A 17,053-nucleotide genomic window follows, 5' to 3' on the forward strand; every position below is an offset into this window, starting at 1 on the left:
ACAGGCTCCCGGCGTACGGGGCGTCCTCGAACCCGCCGGGCTCCGGGTCGGCGGGCTGCTGCTCGGCGGGCTCGTGCGCGTCCGCCGCGGGGCGCTCCGGCTCCTGAGCCTCCGGCTCGTGGTGCTCCGGCTCGTGGTGCTCCGGTTGGTGGATCTCCGGCTCGGGGGCGGCGGTCTCCGGGAGGAACGGGATCAGCTCGTCCTGTTCCTCAGGGAAGGGGGCGTGCGGCTCCGGTGCGGTCTCGGCGGGGGCCTCCAGGGCGAGCGGGGGCGCGGCCGGCTCCAGCACCTTCACGTGGCCGCGCTGCTGCGTCTCCGCGGGCGCGCCCGGGTCCTCGGCGGCGGGCCGGGCCACCCGGATCTGTTTGAACATCGTCAGCCACAGCCAGAGCGCGATCACCAGCATGACGTGCGGCGCCACGGCGATCCCGGCCTTCACCGCGTCGTCCGGCAGGGACGCGTAGCCCCACACCGAGTGCTGGACGTGCAGCGCGGCGCCCCCGGCGACGAGGGCGAGCAGCAGCGCCCAGCGCAGCAGCCGCGTCCACCAGCGGGCGCCCCGGGTGACGACCAGCGACAGGATCGTCATCGCGACGAGCGTGTCGGCCATCACCGGGTACAGCGGCGCCCAGCGCCGGCTCACCCCGCCGGCGAGCGCGAGTTCGCGGAGCACGGCGTAGGTGAGAACGTACGCGCCGGCCGCGAGCGCGGCGACGACGAGGCCGGCGAGGGCGGTCAGCAGCCGCCGCTGCCCGCGGCTGTAGGCGGGCCGGGTCCGATCAGTTGGCATCGAGTCTCGTTCCGGGGGAGAGGGCGCCTGAGGTCCTGAGCCGAGATTAACCAGCCCGGACCGCGCCGAACCGCAACTTCTTGGTGATCACTTTGTCGCTGTGCACCATAAGTGGGGAGACGTACGGTATGGACGACGACACCCCGAGGGGAGGCTGCGATGCCGTACGGCCGTTTCGTGGACGGAACGCGGGCCGGGCAGGCCCGGTAGCGCGGCGTGGCGCCGCCTCATGATCGGCTGGGCGAGCCGATCCGGACGTTCGACGGCAGGGCCGCGGGCCGCCGCACGTGGCTGTGGCTGGGCCTGCTGAGCCTGGCGTCGCTGGCGCTGATCCCCGGCGCCGTCTCCTACCTGCGCGACCGCGTCTGGTGGGTGGGGATCCCCGCGCTGCTGCTCGCGATGGGCTACGCGGCCGCCGCCGGCTGGATCGCGGGCCGCGACCGCCCGCGCCTCCGCCACCGGGTCGCGCGCCTCTACTCGGGCGGCCTCTCGGTCACCGGGCCGGACGGCGAGGCCGCCTACGCCTGGGACGAGCTGGCGTCGGTGACGGTCTCCGGCCGGAGCGGCGGGCCGCGGACCCGCTGGCGCTTCACGATCGTGGCGGAGGACGGCCGCGTGCTGCGCCTCGAAGACGACATCCCGGACGTCCGGGCGCTCGGCGTCGCCGTCGCGGAGGAGGTGACGGCCCGGCTCGTCCCGCGCCGCCTGGCGGCGGTGCGGGCCCGGGAGCCGGTGCGGCTGGGCCCGTTCACCGTGGACCTCGACGGGGTCGAGAAGGACGGCGAGCGGCTGCCGTGGAAGGACGTCCGCGACGTGGTGATCGAGAACGGGATGGTGGCCGTCCGGTCGCACTCCGGCCGGACGGACCTGATGGCGGTCGCCTCCCAGGTGCCGGACGCGCCCGCGCTGGCGGCCCTGTGCCACCGGCTCGGCGACGAGATCTGATCCCGCCGAAGAATTTTTCGCGGATCGCGGCGGGGGATGTCGAGAACGTGTCCGCGGCTCCGATCGTTCTGTGACGAGCGGCCGCCGCGGCCGCCCGGAACCGCGAACAAGAGGAGCACCCGTGAAGTACATGCTGCTGATCTACAACCGTCCCGGCTTCGTGGAGGAGCTGACGGAGGCCGAGCGCGAGGCGCTGTTCGGCGAGGTCGACGCGATCATGGCGGAGCTCACCGAGTCGGGGGAGATGGTGCAGGGCAACGCCCTCGCCGACGCGACCACGGCGAAGACCGTCCGGGCGAGGGACGGGCAGCCGGCCGTGACCGACGGGCCGTTCCTGGAGGCCAAGGAGCACTTCGCCGGCTACATCATGGTCGACTGCGAGTCGCAGGAACGGGCCGTGGAGATCGCCTCGCGCTGGCCGGACGTCCGGTACGGCGGGTACATGGAGGTCCGGGCGGTCATGACCGAGGCCGGGACGGAGATGTGAGGACGCCCCCGGCCGTCGAGGACCTGCTGCGCGCGCTCGCGCCGCAGGTGCTCGGCACGCTCGTGCGGCGGCACGGCGCCTTCGACGCCTGCGAGGACGCCGTGCAGGAGGCGCTGCTCGCCGCCGCCGTGCAGTGGCCGGGGGAGGGCGTCCCGGAGAACCCGCGCGGCTGGCTGCTCACCGTGGCGACGCGGCGGCTCACCGACCAGTGGCGCAGCGAGCGGGCCCGGCGCGACCGCGAGGCGGCCGTCTTCGCGGAGGAGACCGCACTGGCGGGCGAGGCGGCCGCGCCGGGGCCGGGGGAGGACCGGGCGGCCGACCGGGACGACACGCTGACGCTGCTGTTCCTGTGCTGCCACCCGGCGCTGTCGCCGCCCTCACAGGTCGCGCTGACGCTGCGCGCGGTCGGCGGCCTGACCACGGCGCAGATCGCGCGCGCGTTCCTCGTCCCGGAGGCGACGATGGCGCAGCGGGTCAGCCGCGCCAAGCAGAAGATCAAGGCGGCGGGGGCGCGGTTCGCGATGCCGCCGGCCGGGGAGCGCGACGCGCGGCTGCGGGCCGTCCTGCACGTGCTGTACCTCGTGTTCAACGAGGGGTACACGGCGTCCAGCGGGCCGGACCTGCAGCGCACCGACCTGACGGCGGAGGCGATCCGGCTGGCGCGGGGGGTGCGCGCGCTGCTGCCGGGGGACGGGGAGGTCGCGGGGCTGCTCGCGCTGATGCTGCTCACCGACGCCCGGCGCCCGGCCCGGACGGGGCGCGGCGGCCTGCTGATCCCGCTCACCGAGCAGGACAGGACGCTGTGGCGGCGGGACGCGATCGAGGAGGGCACGGCGCTGATCACCGAGGCCCTCACCTGGTCGCCGCCCGGCCCGTACCAGCTGCAGGCCGCGATCGCCGCCGTCCACGCGGAGGCGCCGCGCGCCGAGGACACCGACTGGCGGCAGATCCTCGGGCTGTACCGGCTGCTGTCGCATTTGTCCCCGAACCCTATGGTCACCTTGAACGAGGCAGTGGCGCTCGCCATGGTGGACGGCCCGTCCGCCGGGCTGGAGCTGCTGCGCACCCTGGACGGCGACGCCCGGATGGCCGGACACCACCGGCTCGCCGCCGTCCGGGCCCACCTGCTGGAGATGGCCGGCGACCCGGCCGCGGCGCGGGAGGCGTACCGGGAGGCGGCGCGGCGCACGACGAGCCTGCCCGAACGCCGCTACCTCGACTCCCGCGCCTCACTACTCAACGGATCCGATGGAGAAGACGATGACGACGCTTGACGTTCCCGGTGCGACCCTCTACTACGAGGTGCGCGGGTCGGGGCCCGTCCTGCTGCTGATCTGCGGCGGGATCTACGACGCGGCGGGCTACGCCGGGCTCGCCGGGCTGCTCGCGGACCGGTACACGGTCGTGACGTACGACCGGCGCGGCAACTCGCGCAGCCCGCTGTCCGGCCCGCCGGAGCCGCAGAGCGTCGCGGTGCACGCCGACGACGCGTCCCGGCTGCTCGCCGAGGTGGCGGACGGGCCCGCGTTCGTGTTCGGCAACAGCTCGGGGGCGCAGATCGCGCTGGAGCTGGCGGCGCGGCACCCCGAGCAGGTGCGCGCGCTGGTCGCCCACGAGCCGCCGCTGTTCGGCCTGCTGCCGGACGCGGCGCGCTGGGAGACGGTCGTCGCGGACGTGGAGCGCGCCTACCGGGACGGCGGCGTCGGCCCGGCGATGGGGGTCTTCGGCGCCGCGATGGGCATGAGCGACGATTCGGACGGCGGCTCGGACGGCGGCTCGGACGGCGGCTCCGGCGAGGAGCAGCAGGCGGAGCAGCAGGGCGAGCCGGACCCCGAGATGCTGGAGATGTTCGCGCGCTTCGAGAAGAACACCGGGTTCTTCGTCGGCTACGAGGTGCCGGGGTTCGGGCGGCAGGTGCCCGATGTCGAGGCGCTGCGCTGGTCGTCCGTCCGGATCGTGGTGGCGGCGGGGGAGCAGTCCGCAGGCGAGCCGCCGCACCGGGCCGCCCTCGCGCTGGCGGACCGTCTCGGCACGTCCGCCGAGGTCTACCCGGGCGACCACGGCGGTTTCGGCGCCGAGGCGGAGGCGTTCGCGGACCGGCTGGACGCCGTGTTCGCCAAGGCGTGACCCGGTCGCATGACGCGATCGGCACCGGCATGACGCGAACCGCATAGGCCGATGGCGTGCCGCGCGTCGCGCGATGCACGACGCGCGGCACGCCTGATCCAATAACCTGAACCTGTGAGCCTGCGCTTCTACGACACCGGCACCCGTACCGTCCGCACGTTCGAGCCCCTGGAAGAGGGCCGCGTGGGGATGTACGTGTGCGGTGCGACCCCGCAGGCGTCACCCCACATCGGCCACCTCCGCTCGGGCGTCATCTACGACGTGCTGCTGCGCTGGCTGCGCGCGTCCGGCTACGAGGTGACGTTCGCGCGCAACGTCACCGACGTCGACGACAAGATCATCGCGGTGGCGGCGGAGCAGGGCGTGCCGTGGTTCGCGATCGCCGAGGGCAACCAGCGCGTCTTCAACCAGGGCTACGACCTGCTCGGCTGCCTGCCGCCGACGGTCGAGCCGCGCGCCACCGGGCACGTCCCGGAGATGATCGTGCTGATCCGCCGGCTGATCGAGAAGGGGCACGCGTACCCCGCGGGCGGCGACGTGTACTTCGACGTCAAGTCCTGGGCGGACGAGTACGGCGCGCTGTCCAACCAGCGGCTCGACAACATGCGGTCGGCGGGCGACACCCCCAACGAGGACGCCAAGCGCGACCCGCGCGACTTCGCGCTGTGGAAGGGCGCCAAGCCGGGCGAGCCGGCCTGGGAGACGCCCTGGGGCGACGGCCGCCCCGGCTGGCACCTCGAATGCTCGGCCATGGCGACGAAGTACCTCGGCCCGGCGTTCGACATCCACGGCGGCGGCGTCGACCTGATCTTCCCGCACCACGAGAACGAGATTGCGCAGTCGCGCGCGGCCGGTGACGGCTTCGCCCGCTACTGGCTGCACAACGGGCTCCTCACCGTGGACGGCGAGAAGATGAGCAAGTCGGTGGGCAACGTGGTCCTGCTGCCCGACCTGCTGGGCAAGGCCCGTCCGGTGGAGGTGCGCTACTACCTGCTCTCGGCGCATTACCGCTCCCTGATGGACTACACGGACGCCGCCCTGGCCGAGGCCGTCTCCGCCTACCAGCGGATAGAGGGCTTCGTGACGCGCGCCGGCGAGGTGTTGGGCGACGTACCGGTGTCCTCTGTGCCGTCCGCGTTCAAGGAGGCGCTGGACGACGATCTGGGCGTCCCGCAGGCGCTGGCCGTGCTGCACGAGACCGTCCGGGACGGCAACAGCGCCCTGGCGTCCGGCGACCGGGACGCGGCGCGCGAGGCCCTCGCCTCCGTGCGGGCGATGGCGGACGTCCTCGGCATCGACCCGCTGTCGCCGCAGTGGAACCGCGCCGGCGAGGCTGACCTGCGTCCCGTCGTGGACGCGCTCGTCGCCGTCGCGCTGGAGCAGCGGCAGGCGGCGCGCAAGCGCAAGGACTACGCGTCCGCCGACGCCATCCGCGACGGCCTGGCGGAGGCCGGGATCCTCGTCGAGGACACCCCGCAGGGCCCGCGCTGGGAACTGAAACGGGACTGAGCCGGGCGATCGACGGGACTGAGGGGCGCCGCGCACCGGATAAAATCGGAGGTTCGCGGGGGGTTCGCCAGTGCGCCGCAGGCGCCGTCCCGCTGAGATCTTGAGCCGCCCGGCAGCCGCGAGGGCGAGCACGCAACCGTCGCGAGGGGCGTAACCGACAATGGCCAAGCGCAAGGGCAAGGGACCCACCCCCAAGGCCGAGGACCGGCACTGGCACGCCAAGCGCCAGAAGGCCCGCGCCGTGAAGAGCTCCAAGCGCACCGGCACGCCGACGCTGGGCCCGGGCGCCCGCGCGAAGGGCGCCGCCGCGCCGTCCGCCGGGGGCCGCCCCGCCGGTGCGCGCCGCGCCAACGGCGAGGTCCCCGAGCTGGTCACCGGGCGCAACCCGGTGGTCGAGGCGCTGCGCGCGGGCGTCCCCGGCACGGCGCTGTACGTGATGTCCAGCACCGACGAGCGGGTCCGCGAGTCGATCCAGCTGGCCGCCGACCGGCGCGTCCCGCTGCTGGAGACCGGCAAGAACGAGCTCGACCGGCTGACCGACGGCGCCGTCCACCAGGGCATCGCGCTGCAGGTCAAGCCGTACCGGTACGCGCACCCCGACGACCTGCTCACCGGGTCGTCCCCGCTGGTCGTCGCCGTTGACGGGATCACCGACCCGCGCAACCTCGGCGCGATCGTCCGGTCCGCCGCGGCGTTCGGCGCGAACGGCGTCGTGGTGCCGGAGCGGCGCGCGGCCGGGGTCACCGCCGGGGCGTGGAAGTCGTCCGCCGGCACGCTCGCGACCTGCCCGGTCGCGCAGGCCACCAACCTGACCCGGCAGCTCAAGGCGTACCAGAAGGCGGGCTGCTTCGTCGCCGGGCTGGACGCCGCCGGCGGCGTGACCGTCGGCGACCTGGAGGTCGCGTCCGGGCCGTTCGTCCTGGTCGTGGGCTCGGAGGGCAAGGGGCTCAGCCGCCTGGTCGCCGAGACGTGCGACATGCTGGTGACGATCCCGATGCCGGGCAGGGCCGAGTCGCTGAACGCGGGCGTCGCGGCCGGCATCGCCCTCTACGAGGTCAGCCGCCTGCGCGCCTGATCTCCGCCGCGCCCCGAGCCGACTTTTCTCAACGGGAATAATCTCAACGTTCAGATAATTGACGTTCGCGTACCTGTTGGGATCGTCCGGTTCGAGGTGATCGTCCGTGACCGCCACCGCGGCATCCGCGACGCGGCGCAGCCGCTACGCGTCCGACCTGGCCCTGGCCGCCTTCGCGCCGGCGAGCTGGGGCACCACCTACGTCGTCACCACCACCCTGCTGCCCGCCGACCGCCCGCTGCTCGCCGCGACCCTGCGCGCCCTCCCCGCCGGGCTGGTCCTGCTCGCCGCCGGCCGCCGCCTCCCGCGCGGCGACTGGTGGTGGAAGTCGATCATCCTCGGCATGCTGAACTTCGGCGCCTTCTTCCCGCTGATCTTCTTCGCCGCCTACCGGCTGCCCGGCGGGGTCGCCGCGACCATCGGATCCGTCCAGCCGCTGGTCGTGGCGCTGCTGTCGCTCGGCATCCTGCGCGTCGCCCCGGCCCGCGCCGTGCTGTACTCGGCGCTCGCCGGCACCGGCGGCGTCGCGCTGCTGACGCTGACCGCCGACGCCCGCCTCGACCCGCTCGGCATCGCCGCCATGCTCACCGCGACGTCCCTGATGGCCGTCGCGATCGTCCTCGCCAAGAAGTGGGGACGCCCCGAATCACCGCTGGTCATGACGGGCTGGCAGCTCACGGTCGGCGGCCTGGCCCTGCTGCCGCTCACGCTGCTCACCGAAGGCGTCCCCGCGTCCGTCACCGGCGAGAACGTGCTGGGCTTCGCCTACCTCGGCATCGTCGGCACCGCGATCGCGTACGCGCTCTGGTTCCGCGGCATCGACCGGCTGCCCCCGACCTCGGTGTCCCTGCTCGGCCTGACCAACCCGATGGTCGCGACCCTCGCGGGCCTGCTGATCCTCGGCCAGACGCTCACGTTCTGGCAGGTCGTCGGGTTCACCATCGCGCTCGGCGCGCTGATCGCCGGCCAGTCCCTCAGCCGGAGGCCCGCACCGCCCGCCGCGGACCCGTCCCCAGCCGACGCGGCTCCGCCCGTCCCGCAGCCGGCGGGACGAGCCTGACCTCAGCGCCGCTTCTGCAGGAACGCGATCTCCACCGGATTCTCCGCCCGCTCGATGGCCGCGTCGTACGCCGCCGCGGCCTCCGCGTCCCGCCCGAGCCGCCGCAGCAGATCGGCGCGGACGGCGTGGAACAGGTAGTACCGGTCGAGGTCGAGCCCGTCCACCAGCGCCAAACCGGCCTCCGGACCCTCGACCTCGGCCACCGCCACGGCCCGGTTCAACGCCGCCACAGGGGTCGGCGCCACGGCCATCAACTGGTCGTACAACCGCAGGATCTGCACCCACCGCGTGCCCCCGGCCGCCGCGTCACTGTGGACCGCGTTGATGGCCGCCTGGATCTGGTACGGCCCCGGCCGGTCGATCTCCAGGCACCGCCGGACGAGCGCCTGCCCCTCCTCGACGAGCCCGCGATCCCACAACCGGCGGTCCTGGTCGTCCAGCAGGACGAGTTCACCGCCCCGCACCCGGGCGGCCTTCCGCGACTCGACGAGCAGCATCAACGCCAGCAGACCCAGCACCTCGGGCTCGTCCGGCATCAACTCCCGGAGCACCCGCCCCAGCCGGATCGCCTCGGCGCCCAACTCCTCCCGGCCGCCATAGCCCTGGTGGAACACGAGATAGATGACGGCCAGCACACCGGACAGCCGCTCGGGCAACTCCCGCTCCTCCGGCACCCGATAGGGGATCCGGGCATCGCGTATCTTCGCCTTCGCCCTGACCAGCCGCTGCGCCATCGTCTTCTCCGGCACCAGGAAGGCCCGCGCGATCTCCGCCGTCGTCAGGCCCCCGAGCAGCCGCAGCGTCAGCGCCACCCGCGCCTCCTGCCCGAGCGCCGGATGGCAGCACGTGAAGATCAGCCGGAGCCGGTCGTCCGGCACGGCGCCCACCTCGACCGGCTCCCGCACCGTCATCGCCTCCGCCTGCTTGCCGGCCCGCAGCGCCTCCCGGCGCAGCCGGTCGATGGCCTTGTTCCGCGCCGTCGTGATGATCCACCCGGCCGGGCTCGGCGGCGTCCCGTCCGCCGGCCACCTCCGGACCGCCTCCGCGAACGCGTCCTGCACCGCGTCCTCGGCGACGTCGACATCGCCGAAGACCCGGACCAGGACGGCCACCGCCCGGCCGTGCTCCTCCCGGAAGACCCGGTCGATCACACCTCGCCCTGGAACGGCCGCACCTCCATCGGCAGCCCCGTCACCTTGACGAACCTGGCCGCCACCCGCAGCGCCGCGTCCAGATCCTCCACCTGGATGATCGTGATGCCGCCGATGTGCTCCTTGCCCTCCGTCCAGGGCCCGTCCGTCGCGACGCAGTCGTCCCCGCGCGGCCGCACCATGGTGCTCGCCTCGGGACCGTGGAAGCCCCGTCCGAACACCCACGACTCCTCCAGCTCCAGATCCCGCCGGATCTCCGCGATGTCCGCCATGATCTTGTCCAGCACCTCCGGCGGCGGCGGATCGCCCACCGGCTGGATCATGTTCAGCGCGTAGAGCTTCATGCTTCCTCCTCATCGCGTCCCCTACCCCGGTGACCCCGTCGTTCCCGTCGACGGCCCGCGAGCACCTCCGGACGCTCTCACCCCCTACACGAACGCCACCCCCCGAAATCGACACCCGACGCGAGAAAATCCTCCGCACGCCGCCGCTAGAGTTCGGCGAGTGATCGTTTACCGGCAGAAGCCGCTGACCGCTTTAGCGCTGGCCCTCCTGACCGTCGGCCCGGTGGCCGCCTGCGGCGCCGACACCGAGAACGCCAAGGTCGAGTGCGCGCGGACCACCATGGGCCGCGCCAAGAGCCCCTGCACGGTGACCTTCGACCGCGAAGGCCCCTCCACCGCCTCCGTCCTGGGCCGCGACGTCGAACTCCTGAACACCGAACCCGCCCGGGTCACCCTCAACGTCGCCGCCACCGGGATCACCGTCTCGCTGAACGACCGCGAGGCCCAGGAGGCCAACCTGAACATCACCATCGAATCGATCGGCAAGGAGAAAGTCGTCATTCGCTTCTCCGAAGTAGCCGTCTGACATCAGCCCCCCGCAGCGGGCGCACCGATCTCAGCCCGAGCTTCGCGCCGGCGGCACGACCTCGCCCACGGCACCCGAGGTCTCCAACCGGACGACGGTCGGGCCGCGCTCGCACTCCCATGTGGTGACGTTGGCGAATGTCGTCTCCGCGTGGCGCCAGAGGCCCCCGTCCTGGTGGATGTGACCGAACAGGTGAAGTTTGGGACGCACCTGCCGCACCCGGGCCAGCAGATCCGCGCAACCGTGCCGTCCGGGGTAGGCGTTCGCGTCGCCGATTCCCAGCGGAGGCCCGTGCGTGATGAGCACGTCGACGCCGTCCGGAATCAAGGCCCATTTCTCCGCCAGGGGACGTCCTCGGGGCAGATTGAACGCCCACTCGTTGAACTCCGGCTGCCACGGGCTTCCCCAGAACGTGACGCCGTCGATCTCCGTCCCGTCGTCCTCCAGGTAGCGGATGCCGCGATCGGCCAGGACGGCGCGGGCACGTGCGGGCGCGTCCAGGAACATCCAGTCGTGGTTGCCGGCGACGACCACCTTCGTTCGATGTGGAAGGCCGTGCATCCAGTCAGCGGCGTCCTCGAGTTCCCGAAGATCCTTGCCGCGTCGGCACAGGTCACCCGCATGCACGAAGACGTCGCCGTCGGGAACGGTGAGCTCGCGATGAAAGGTGTGCGTATCGGCAACCGCCACAATCCGCATAACCCAAGCGTACTGAGCCCGCCCTTGCCGCACCCGTGAGCAAATGGTCTCGGACGGCCCCGACCACAAGTGGCAGCGCCCCCAATTCGACGGATCGCTGAGAAATCTCGCCGGGCGACTAGTTCGCGTCGAGGCGGCTGAGCGGGACGCTGTCGAGTTGCTTGCGCGAGCTCATGTTGAGCTTGGCGAAAACCTTTCTCAGGTGGTACTCCACCGTCCGGGGGCTGATGAACAGCTGGGCGGCGATCTCGGGATTGGACTGGCCCTCGCGGGCCAGCCGGGCGATCTGCGCCTCCTGCGGTGTGAGTCCGCCGTGGGTGCCGGCGTTGCGCTTGCGCACGGTCGCTCCGGCGGCCTGCAACTCGCGGCCGGCGCGGGCGGCGAACGCCCGCATGCCGATGTCGGTGAACATGTCGTGCGCCTCGTGCAGTTGCCTGCGCGCGTCGTTGCGCCGTCCCTCGCGGCGGAGCCACTCGCCGTACAGCAGGTGGGCGCGGGCCAGTTCGGACCGGAAGCCGATGCGGTCGAGCCGGTCGATCGCCTCGCGGTAGCGGCGCTCGGCGGCCTCACCCTCGCTGAGCAGCGCCTCGGACCGTGCGTAGATCCCTTGCGCCCAGTCGGTCTGGGCGATGCCGGTCGCCTCGTTGAGCCGGCCGAGGGCGTCCGTGGCCACCTGGGTCTGCCCGCTCCTGTCGGCCGCCTCGATCAGCTCGGGCAGGGCCCACATGGAAAAGTACAGCTCAGGCGCCGTTTCGGCGGCCCTCTGCGCTTGCACCAGCGCTTCGTCGTGGCGGCCGAGCCCGTTGAGGAGGACGGCGGACACCCACTGCGACAGCTGCACTCCGAGCTCCTGGCCCGCGGCGCGAGCGGCGGCGGCCGCGGTCTCGATCAACGGGGCGTCCTCGGTCTCGTCCCCCCGGAATCCGGCGAGGATCAAGGCCGCGAGGCGGCCGAGGCCGGCGCCGGTCAACGCCGCGAGCTCCTTCTCCTCCGCGGCCAGCGAGACGGCCGCCGCGAGATCGCCGCGCCAGATCGCCATCACGGCCATCGGAGCCATGAAGAGCGCCAGCTGGGTGAGCATGCCCGTCTCTCGGCAGATCTGGACATCGCGGGCGAGAATCGCGCGGAAGTGCTCCTCGTCCCACACCAGTGCCGCGGCGGGCAGCGCCACGCGGCCGCACTGGAGGCGGTCCGCCAGCGGGATGTCGTCTTCGGCGACGACCCGCACCGCCCGCCTCAGCGCGGGTGCCGCCTTGGCGCGCCCCTCGGTGATGAGGAGGGACATCCCGTCCAGGAGCAGGTCCCGCGGGTGGGGCTCGCCCGCGGGCGACGGGGCGGACCGCGCGGCCCGGGACACCTCGTGCAGATCGTCGGCGCCCGCGGACCGTCCGGCGTAGAGGGCGGCGAGCCACGCGTCGAGGTAGGTCTGGCGCGCGAGCGCGACGTCCAGTGCCTCAAGCTGCTTGGCCGCCTTCAGCAACAGGGCGGGGGCGTCGCAGCCCTGGCCGGAGGCGAACGCGAGGCGTCCGCGCAGCAGCGAGGCGCGGGCCTGCTGAAGCTCATCGAGCGGCTCCACCCGCGCCCTGGCGAGCAACTCCGCCGCGGCGCCCAGCGCACCCGCGTGGAAACTTCCCTGCGCCGCCCGCAGGACGCGCTCGGACCGCTGGACGGGCTTCTCCGTCAACTCGACCGCGCGCCGCAGGAACGCCGCCGCCGCGGCCACCGCGCCACGGGCCTGCGCCCGGTCCGCCGCACGCTCCAGCTCCGCGGCCACCTCCTCGTCGGGGCCGGACGCCGCCGCCGCGAGATGCCACACCAGCCGGTCCGGATCACGGTCGCGGTCGATCACCTCGGCCATCGCCCGGTGCGCCGCCCGCCGCTCCGGCAGCGACGCCGCCGAGTAGACCGCCGACCGCACCAGCGGATGCCGGAACCGCATCAGCATGCCGGTCTGCAACAGCCCGTCGGCCTTCGCGGCCTCCGCCGCCGAAGCCGGGATCCCGAGCCGCTCGGCCGCCCGCCAGATCAGCACCGGATCGCCGGCCGCCTCCACCGCCGCGACGAGCAGCAAGGACCACGTCTCGGCCGGCAACGCCTCCAGCCGGCGGCGGAAGTCCAGCTCGATCCGCGTGGGCAACGCCTGCGACCCAGCCGGCCCGAGCCCGGCGTCCAGCCGCGCCGGATCCAGCCCCCGCGGCAGCTCCAGCAGCGCCAGCGGATTGCCGTTCGTCTCGGCCAGTATCCGGTTCTGAACCGGCTCGTCGAGCCGGAACCGGACCACCGACCGCAGCAGCGTCCGGGCATGCTGATCCGGTAGGCCCCGCACCTCCAGGTCTTCGACGCCACGGAAGTCCTCGCCCGGCTCACGCGCGGCGAAGAGCAGCCCCACCGGCTCGGCCAGCAACCGCCGCGCCGCGAACACCAGCGCCTGGGCCGACGCCCGATCCAGCCACTGGACGTCGTCGATCACGCACAGCAGCGGCCGCTCCTCCGCAGCCTCCGCCAGCAGCGTCAACACTCCCAGGCCGACCAGGAACCGCGCCGGCGGGGCACCCTCCTGCAGCCCGAACGCGACGCTCAGCGCGTCACGCTGGGGGTCCGGGAGCGTTCCAAGGCGGTCCAGCAGGGGCACGCACAGCAGATGGAGGCCGGCGTAGGTCAGCTCCATCTCCGTTTCCACGCCCGCCGCCCGGAGGACGCGCATGTCCGCGGCCGCGTCCACCGCGTACTCCAGCAGCGCCGTCTTACCGACCCCCGTCTCGCCCCGCACCACCAGCGCCGAACCGCGCCCCGACCGCAGACCCTCCAGCAGGTCGTCGAGCGCCGCGCGCTCCGCCTCCCTGTCCAACAACGCCGACATCGACTCGGGTCCCGTCCGCATGCCGTTCTCCCTACGCAGTTCGAAGCCAGGCCGAAGCGGGGCCGAGCAACGGAGGACTCAGGCGCTCTGGATTGCCGGCGACATCGCATCCCCGCAGGCCAAACCACCCAAGGACAAGTTATAGCCGCTGATGTCGCCATGGCTGTCACAAATGAGGGGGACGCCTTGTCTTAGCAGGCGGCCCGGTGCGCGGAAAAGCGCTCCCGAAAACGGAGGGGCCGACGATGAAAATCGTGGTCATCGGCGGTATGGGGCTCATCGGGACGAGCTGGTGAAGAACCTCGGTGAGCGCGGCCGCCACGAGGCCGTGCCCGCACCTCAACTGGCAACCTGCCGGAGGCGGAGACGGCAGCGGGGGCGTGGGCTGCCACGTCGCGGTAGCGATCGTGTCCTGAACGGGCGCTCACTGGTACCGGGGGAGGCGCGCACCTAGGCACCATCACCTACCGCGACTGGCTCGACCAATCCACCGCGAAGTAAGGGCCGCGCCATGGACAACGGCTCACGGCCCACCGCCACCCCCGGCGCTGTACGAGCCGGGCCAGCCGATAACCACCCTGGTGGACGAGTCCGAACTGAACGCCTCCGCCGACAAGACGGAGGGCATGATGCAGCGCACCAACACCCACAAGCCCCGCGTCCGGCGTCCCTGGCCAATCCCTTCCACCGGCTGCCCAACTCCACACCAGCGACGTAAGAGGCTCACCATGCCCCCCAATGAGCCGCAGCCGCGACCCTCTTACCAGCGGACGTCCCCGCACACACGATGGCAATGCGGCTGGGTCACGCAGACCCGCGATCACCTTGACCATCGGAGGGGCGACGCTGCGGCGTAGAAATTGCCGACAGCAAAGGCCCCTCACAGTGATCGCGAGGGGCCTCTGACGTGGAAGCCGGCGCGGGGACTTGAACCCAAGATGGTCACTCGCACCCCAGGCAGCTCCGTGCGCGTCGTCGCCGATGCAAGCAGCTGCAAGCCTCTGTCGCTGTACTTCCATGCTGTGCTGCTGCAGACGGCCCGCCGGGCGGGCTTGGCCTCGTCCACGCGATGCCTACATGGCGGGGCTCGTCACCATGGGTCTTCGCAGGCGGTCGGGCGCGCCCTCAGCGCTCTGAGGAACTCGGCGGCGGCCCGGCGCCCTTTCACGAGATGGATGTCGGGAACGGTGGACTCGTCCTCAATGCCCTCGTCCGCCAGCTGGATTCATCCCGACCGACCCGCCGCACCATGCCGCCCGGCCCATCGTCTGTGCTCTCGGGGTTAGGAGCCCTCGGCGAGTTGCAGGCCGATCACGCCGACCACGATCAACGCGAGGAACAGCAGCCGGGCCGGCGACGTGCTCTCGCCGAACGCGATCATCCCCGCCACCGCGACGCCAACCGCGCCCAGCCCGACGAACACCGCGTACGCGGTGCCGACCGGCAGCGTCCGCAGCGAGAGCGACAGCACCACAACGCTGAGCACCGCCACCGCCAGCCCGATCACGGTCGGTCCAAGCCTGGTCAGGCCGTCGGACGACTTCAGCGCCGTCGCCCACGCCAATTCCATGAGCGAGGCGACCAGCAGCAGCACCCATGCCATCAGGCCGCGTACCCCCCGTCCACGGCGATCGACGCGCCGGTCACGTAGTCGCCGCCCGGGCCGGCCAGGTGCGCGACCATCGCGGCGACCTCCTCGGCGCGTCCGTACCGGCCGAGTGCCGTGAAGCCGCGCTCGAACTCGGCGTCCGGGGAGTCGGCCGGGTTCATCTCGGTGTCGGTCGAGCCGGGCTGGACCACGTTCGCGGTGATCCCGCGCGGTCCGAGGTCGCGTGCGAGGCCCCGGGTGAGGCCGGTGAGCGCGGACTTGGTCATCGCGTACAGCGTCCACCCCGGGTAGGGGACGCGTTCGGCCATGCTGCTGCCGATGTTGATGATCCGTCCGCCCGGGCCGAGATGGCGGACCGCCGCCTGCGCCGTCACGAACGCGGCCCGGACGTGAAGGTCGATCGTCTGGTTCAGTTCCTCGGCCGAGACGTCCTCGACGGGCCCGAACGGCGCGATCCCGGCGTTGTTGACCAGGATGTCGAGGTGTCCGAACTCGGCTGCGGCCCGATCCACGGCGCCCGCCGCCGCGGCGGGGTCGGCCGCGTCCGCCGCGATCGCCAGGCCGCGCCGGCCCGCCGCCTGGATCCCGCGGACCACGTCCGCGGCCCGCTCCGCAGCTCGCACATAGGTCACCGCGACGTCCGCGCCGTCCCGCGCGAGACGCAGCGCGATCGCGGCTCCGATACCGCGTCCGCCACCCGTGACCAGGGCCGTCCGGCCCTCCAGAGCAGTAGCCATCCCATCCTCCAAGGCGCTAACAGGAAAAATTTCCGCTTAGGCAGGTTAACCGGAGCAGTCTCCGGATACAACTCCGTCAGGCTGCCGTGTACGCCAGAGGGGACGCGATGCGGTCCTGCAGTCGTCGGAAACCCACCCGCCGAACGCGCCGACGCCGCACTCAACCGTTGCGACCATCAACCCTCGCCCGTCCCGGGCCGGGGTCGTGACCGACCGTAGGACGAGACAGTGCGAGGGACAGGTCCGCGCGGGAGCGCTCACCGACTCCCTGGACCGGGGTCGCGAGACCCCGGCAGCGCTGATCACTGCCGAGTAGCATCCCGATGATCGACCTTGGTAGCCAGGGAGCGTGATCATGCCTCGTCCGCCTGCACCTCCTGGAGGTCGCCCGCGGGCGATTGCGGCATTGCTGCTGTCCGCGTTCTTCTTTCTGCTGATCGGGTGCGGGGCGACGATGGTGTTCATCGGAGCTCACGACCTTTATGTGGCCGACCGGCCGATCAAGTGCGGCGGCGAGGTGATGAACCCGGACGGCCCTTACACGTGCTTCACCGGTCACGGTCCCCGCAACTACAGCGATCTCGTGAGGGAAAGACGCGCTGGACAGGATCGGGCACCGTACATGCTCGCGTTCGGGGCGTTGGCCGTGGTGATCGGTGTACCCGCCCTCAGGCGCGCTCTTCGTTACGTGGGGCGCGTCCAGCGATGGACGACCTCAGGTGAGTGGACCGAATGAGCCTTCGTGCCCCCGGTCGGGCCTGCCATTGGCCACCACGCCCGCGACGCCCCTTCAACTTCCGGGCGTCCCCGCACACGTCGTAGCTGCACAGCACGGGCACGCGGACCCGGCCATCACGCTGCGCGTCTACGCGCACGCCGTCAACGAGCAACTCGCCGAAGCGCCCACGATCTCCGCCGCCCGGATCGGCGGTGCCGCGTAGACCCTGCTGTCAGCAAGACCGCTGGCAAAAGCCCCCTTGTGATGATCGCAAGGGGGCTTTGAGTTGCGAGCCGGCGAGGGGACTTGAACCCCTAACCTTCTGTTTACAAGCAAGATCAGCACCGTCCACGGACGTCCCCACGGGTCCCCTGACCAGCGCCGAACCCGCCCGCCCGTCCACACCCGTCCAAGGG

17 protein-coding genes are annotated in these 17,053 nt (G+C 72.4%); 10 read left to right on the forward strand and 7 right to left on the reverse strand.

What is annotated here, in order from left to right; translation table 11 throughout:
- The coding region (locus ETD96_RS23395) for a DUF2637 domain-containing protein (protein ID WP_138638618.1) at positions 1 to 790 on the reverse strand (790 nt) is incomplete at its 3' end.
- 216 nt (positions 791 to 1,006) lie between these two features.
- Between ETD96_RS23395 and ETD96_RS23400 the strand changes: the two genes are divergently transcribed.
- From ETD96_RS23400 to ETD96_RS23430, 7 genes are all read left to right on the forward strand, one after another.
- Positions 1,007 to 1,735 carry a DUF6585 family protein gene (locus tag ETD96_RS23400; RefSeq protein ID WP_138638619.1) on the forward strand — a complete coding sequence of 243 codons (729 nt, stop codon included), beginning with the start codon at positions 1,007 to 1,009 and terminating at the stop codon, positions 1,733 to 1,735.
- Positions 1,736 to 1,865: 130 nt separating this feature from the next.
- Entirely contained in the window at positions 1,866 to 2,222 is a 357-nt protein-coding gene (locus ETD96_RS23405; protein WP_205719424.1) for a YciI family protein, read from the forward strand.
- The gene (locus ETD96_RS23410; protein ID WP_138638621.1) at positions 2,219 to 3,496 is read left to right on the forward strand and encodes an RNA polymerase sigma factor; all 1,278 of its coding nucleotides are present in this window, start codon (positions 2,219 to 2,221) and stop codon (positions 3,494 to 3,496) included. Before ETD96_RS23405 ends, ETD96_RS23410 begins: the two co-directional genes overlap by 4 nt.
- Positions 3,483 to 4,349, forward strand: coding sequence for an alpha/beta fold hydrolase (locus ETD96_RS23415; RefSeq protein ID WP_240808068.1), 867 nt, complete (start codon positions 3,483 to 3,485; stop codon positions 4,347 to 4,349). The genes ETD96_RS23410 and ETD96_RS23415 overlap by 14 nt, the downstream gene beginning before the upstream one ends.
- Before the next feature lie 114 nt (positions 4,350 to 4,463).
- Entirely contained in the window at positions 4,464 to 5,858 is a 1,395-nt protein-coding gene (cysS, locus tag ETD96_RS23420) for a cysteine--tRNA ligase (protein ID WP_138638623.1), read from the forward strand.
- A gap of 160 nt (positions 5,859 to 6,018) precedes the next feature.
- Entirely contained in the window at positions 6,019 to 6,933 is a 915-nt protein-coding gene (gene rlmB, locus ETD96_RS23425) for a 23S rRNA (guanosine(2251)-2'-O)-methyltransferase RlmB (protein WP_138638624.1), read from the forward strand.
- 106 nt (positions 6,934 to 7,039) lie between these two features.
- Positions 7,040 to 7,993 (forward strand): EamA family transporter, encoded by a 954-nt coding sequence (locus ETD96_RS23430; protein ID WP_240808070.1) that lies wholly within the window; start codon positions 7,040 to 7,042, stop codon positions 7,991 to 7,993.
- Positions 7,994 to 7,995: 2 nt separating this feature from the next.
- Here the strand turns inward: ETD96_RS23430 and ETD96_RS23435 are convergent, their stop codons facing one another.
- Entirely contained in the window at positions 7,996 to 9,144 is a 1,149-nt protein-coding gene (locus ETD96_RS23435) for an RNA polymerase sigma factor (RefSeq protein WP_205719421.1), read from the reverse strand.
- The gene (locus tag ETD96_RS46025; RefSeq protein ID WP_205719422.1) at positions 9,141 to 9,488 is read right to left on the reverse strand and encodes a YciI family protein; all 348 of its coding nucleotides are present in this window, start codon (positions 9,486 to 9,488) and stop codon (positions 9,141 to 9,143) included. The genes ETD96_RS23435 and ETD96_RS46025 overlap by 4 nt, the downstream gene beginning before the upstream one ends.
- Before the next feature lie 160 nt (positions 9,489 to 9,648).
- Here ETD96_RS46025 and ETD96_RS23440 point away from each other — a divergent pair, with 160 nt between their 5' ends.
- On the forward strand, positions 9,649 to 10,014 hold the full coding sequence (locus ETD96_RS23440) for a hypothetical protein (protein ID WP_138638626.1): 366 nt from the start codon (positions 9,649 to 9,651) through the stop codon (positions 10,012 to 10,014).
- A gap of 30 nt (positions 10,015 to 10,044) precedes the next feature.
- On the opposite strand, the gene ETD96_RS23445 is transcribed toward ETD96_RS23440, so the two are convergent.
- The 4 genes from ETD96_RS23445 to ETD96_RS23460 all read right to left on the reverse strand — a co-directional run bounded on the left by ETD96_RS23445 (position 10,045) and on the right by ETD96_RS23460 (position 15,919).
- Positions 10,045 to 10,713 carry a metallophosphatase domain-containing protein gene (locus tag ETD96_RS23445; protein ID WP_138638627.1) on the reverse strand — a complete coding sequence of 223 codons (669 nt, stop codon included), beginning with the start codon at positions 10,711 to 10,713 and terminating at the stop codon, positions 10,045 to 10,047.
- 118 nt (positions 10,714 to 10,831) lie between these two features.
- On the reverse strand, positions 10,832 to 13,594 hold the full coding sequence (locus tag ETD96_RS23450) for an ATP-binding protein (protein WP_205719423.1): 2,763 nt from the start codon (positions 13,592 to 13,594) through the stop codon (positions 10,832 to 10,834).
- Positions 13,595 to 14,855: 1,261 nt separating this feature from the next.
- Positions 14,856 to 15,176 (reverse strand): DMT family transporter, encoded by a 321-nt coding sequence (locus tag ETD96_RS23455; protein WP_138638628.1) that lies wholly within the window; start codon positions 15,174 to 15,176, stop codon positions 14,856 to 14,858.
- The gene (locus ETD96_RS23460; protein ID WP_138638629.1) at positions 15,176 to 15,919 is read right to left on the reverse strand and encodes an SDR family NAD(P)-dependent oxidoreductase; all 744 of its coding nucleotides are present in this window, start codon (positions 15,917 to 15,919) and stop codon (positions 15,176 to 15,178) included. The genes ETD96_RS23455 and ETD96_RS23460 overlap by 1 nt, the downstream gene beginning before the upstream one ends.
- Before the next feature lie 355 nt (positions 15,920 to 16,274).
- Between ETD96_RS23460 and ETD96_RS23465 the strand changes: the two genes are divergently transcribed.
- Both ETD96_RS23465 and ETD96_RS44985 read left to right on the forward strand, forming a co-directional pair.
- Positions 16,275 to 16,655, forward strand: coding sequence for a hypothetical protein (locus ETD96_RS23465; RefSeq protein WP_171069188.1), 381 nt, complete (start codon positions 16,275 to 16,277; stop codon positions 16,653 to 16,655).
- Between the two features lie 28 nt (positions 16,656 to 16,683).
- Positions 16,684 to 16,860 (forward strand): hypothetical protein, encoded by a 177-nt coding sequence (locus tag ETD96_RS44985; RefSeq protein ID WP_171069189.1) that lies wholly within the window; start codon positions 16,684 to 16,686, stop codon positions 16,858 to 16,860.
- The last annotated feature ends 193 nt before the right edge of the window (positions 16,861 to 17,053 follow it).

This window comes from Actinomadura geliboluensis (assembly GCF_005889745.1).
GTDB classification, from domain to species: Bacteria; Actinomycetota; Actinomycetes; order Streptosporangiales; family Streptosporangiaceae; genus Spirillospora; species Spirillospora geliboluensis.

Excerpts from the sequence above, each read along its gene's own strand:
- ETD96_RS23405 (WP_205719424.1), top strand. The coding sequence starts at position 1,866 with ATGCTGCTGATCTACAACCGTCCCGGCTTCGTGGAGGAGCTGACGGAG.
- ETD96_RS23415 (WP_240808068.1), top strand. The coding sequence starts at position 3,483 with ATGACGACGCTTGACGTTCCCGGTGCGACCCTCTACTACGAGGTGCGC.
- rlmB (WP_138638624.1), top strand. The coding sequence starts at position 6,019 with ATGGCCAAGCGCAAGGGCAAGGGACCCACCCCCAAGGCCGAGGACCGG.
- ETD96_RS46025 (WP_205719422.1), bottom strand. The coding sequence starts at position 9,488 with ATGAAGCTCTACGCGCTGAACATGATCCAGCCGGTGGGCGATCCGCCG.
- ETD96_RS23445 (WP_138638627.1), bottom strand. The coding sequence starts at position 10,713 with ATGCGGATTGTGGCGGTTGCCGATACGCACACCTTTCATCGCGAGCTC.
- ETD96_RS23450 (WP_205719423.1), bottom strand. The coding sequence starts at position 13,594 with ATGCGGACGGGACCCGAGTCGATGTCGGCGTTGTTGGACAGGGAGGCG.
- ETD96_RS23455 (WP_138638628.1), bottom strand. The coding sequence starts at position 15,176 with ATGGCATGGGTGCTGCTGCTGGTCGCCTCGCTCATGGAATTGGCGTGG.
- ETD96_RS23460 (WP_138638629.1), bottom strand. The coding sequence starts at position 15,919 with ATGGCTACTGCTCTGGAGGGCCGGACGGCCCTGGTCACGGGTGGCGGA.
- ETD96_RS23465 (WP_171069188.1), top strand. The coding sequence starts at position 16,275 with ATGCCTCGTCCGCCTGCACCTCCTGGAGGTCGCCCGCGGGCGATTGCG.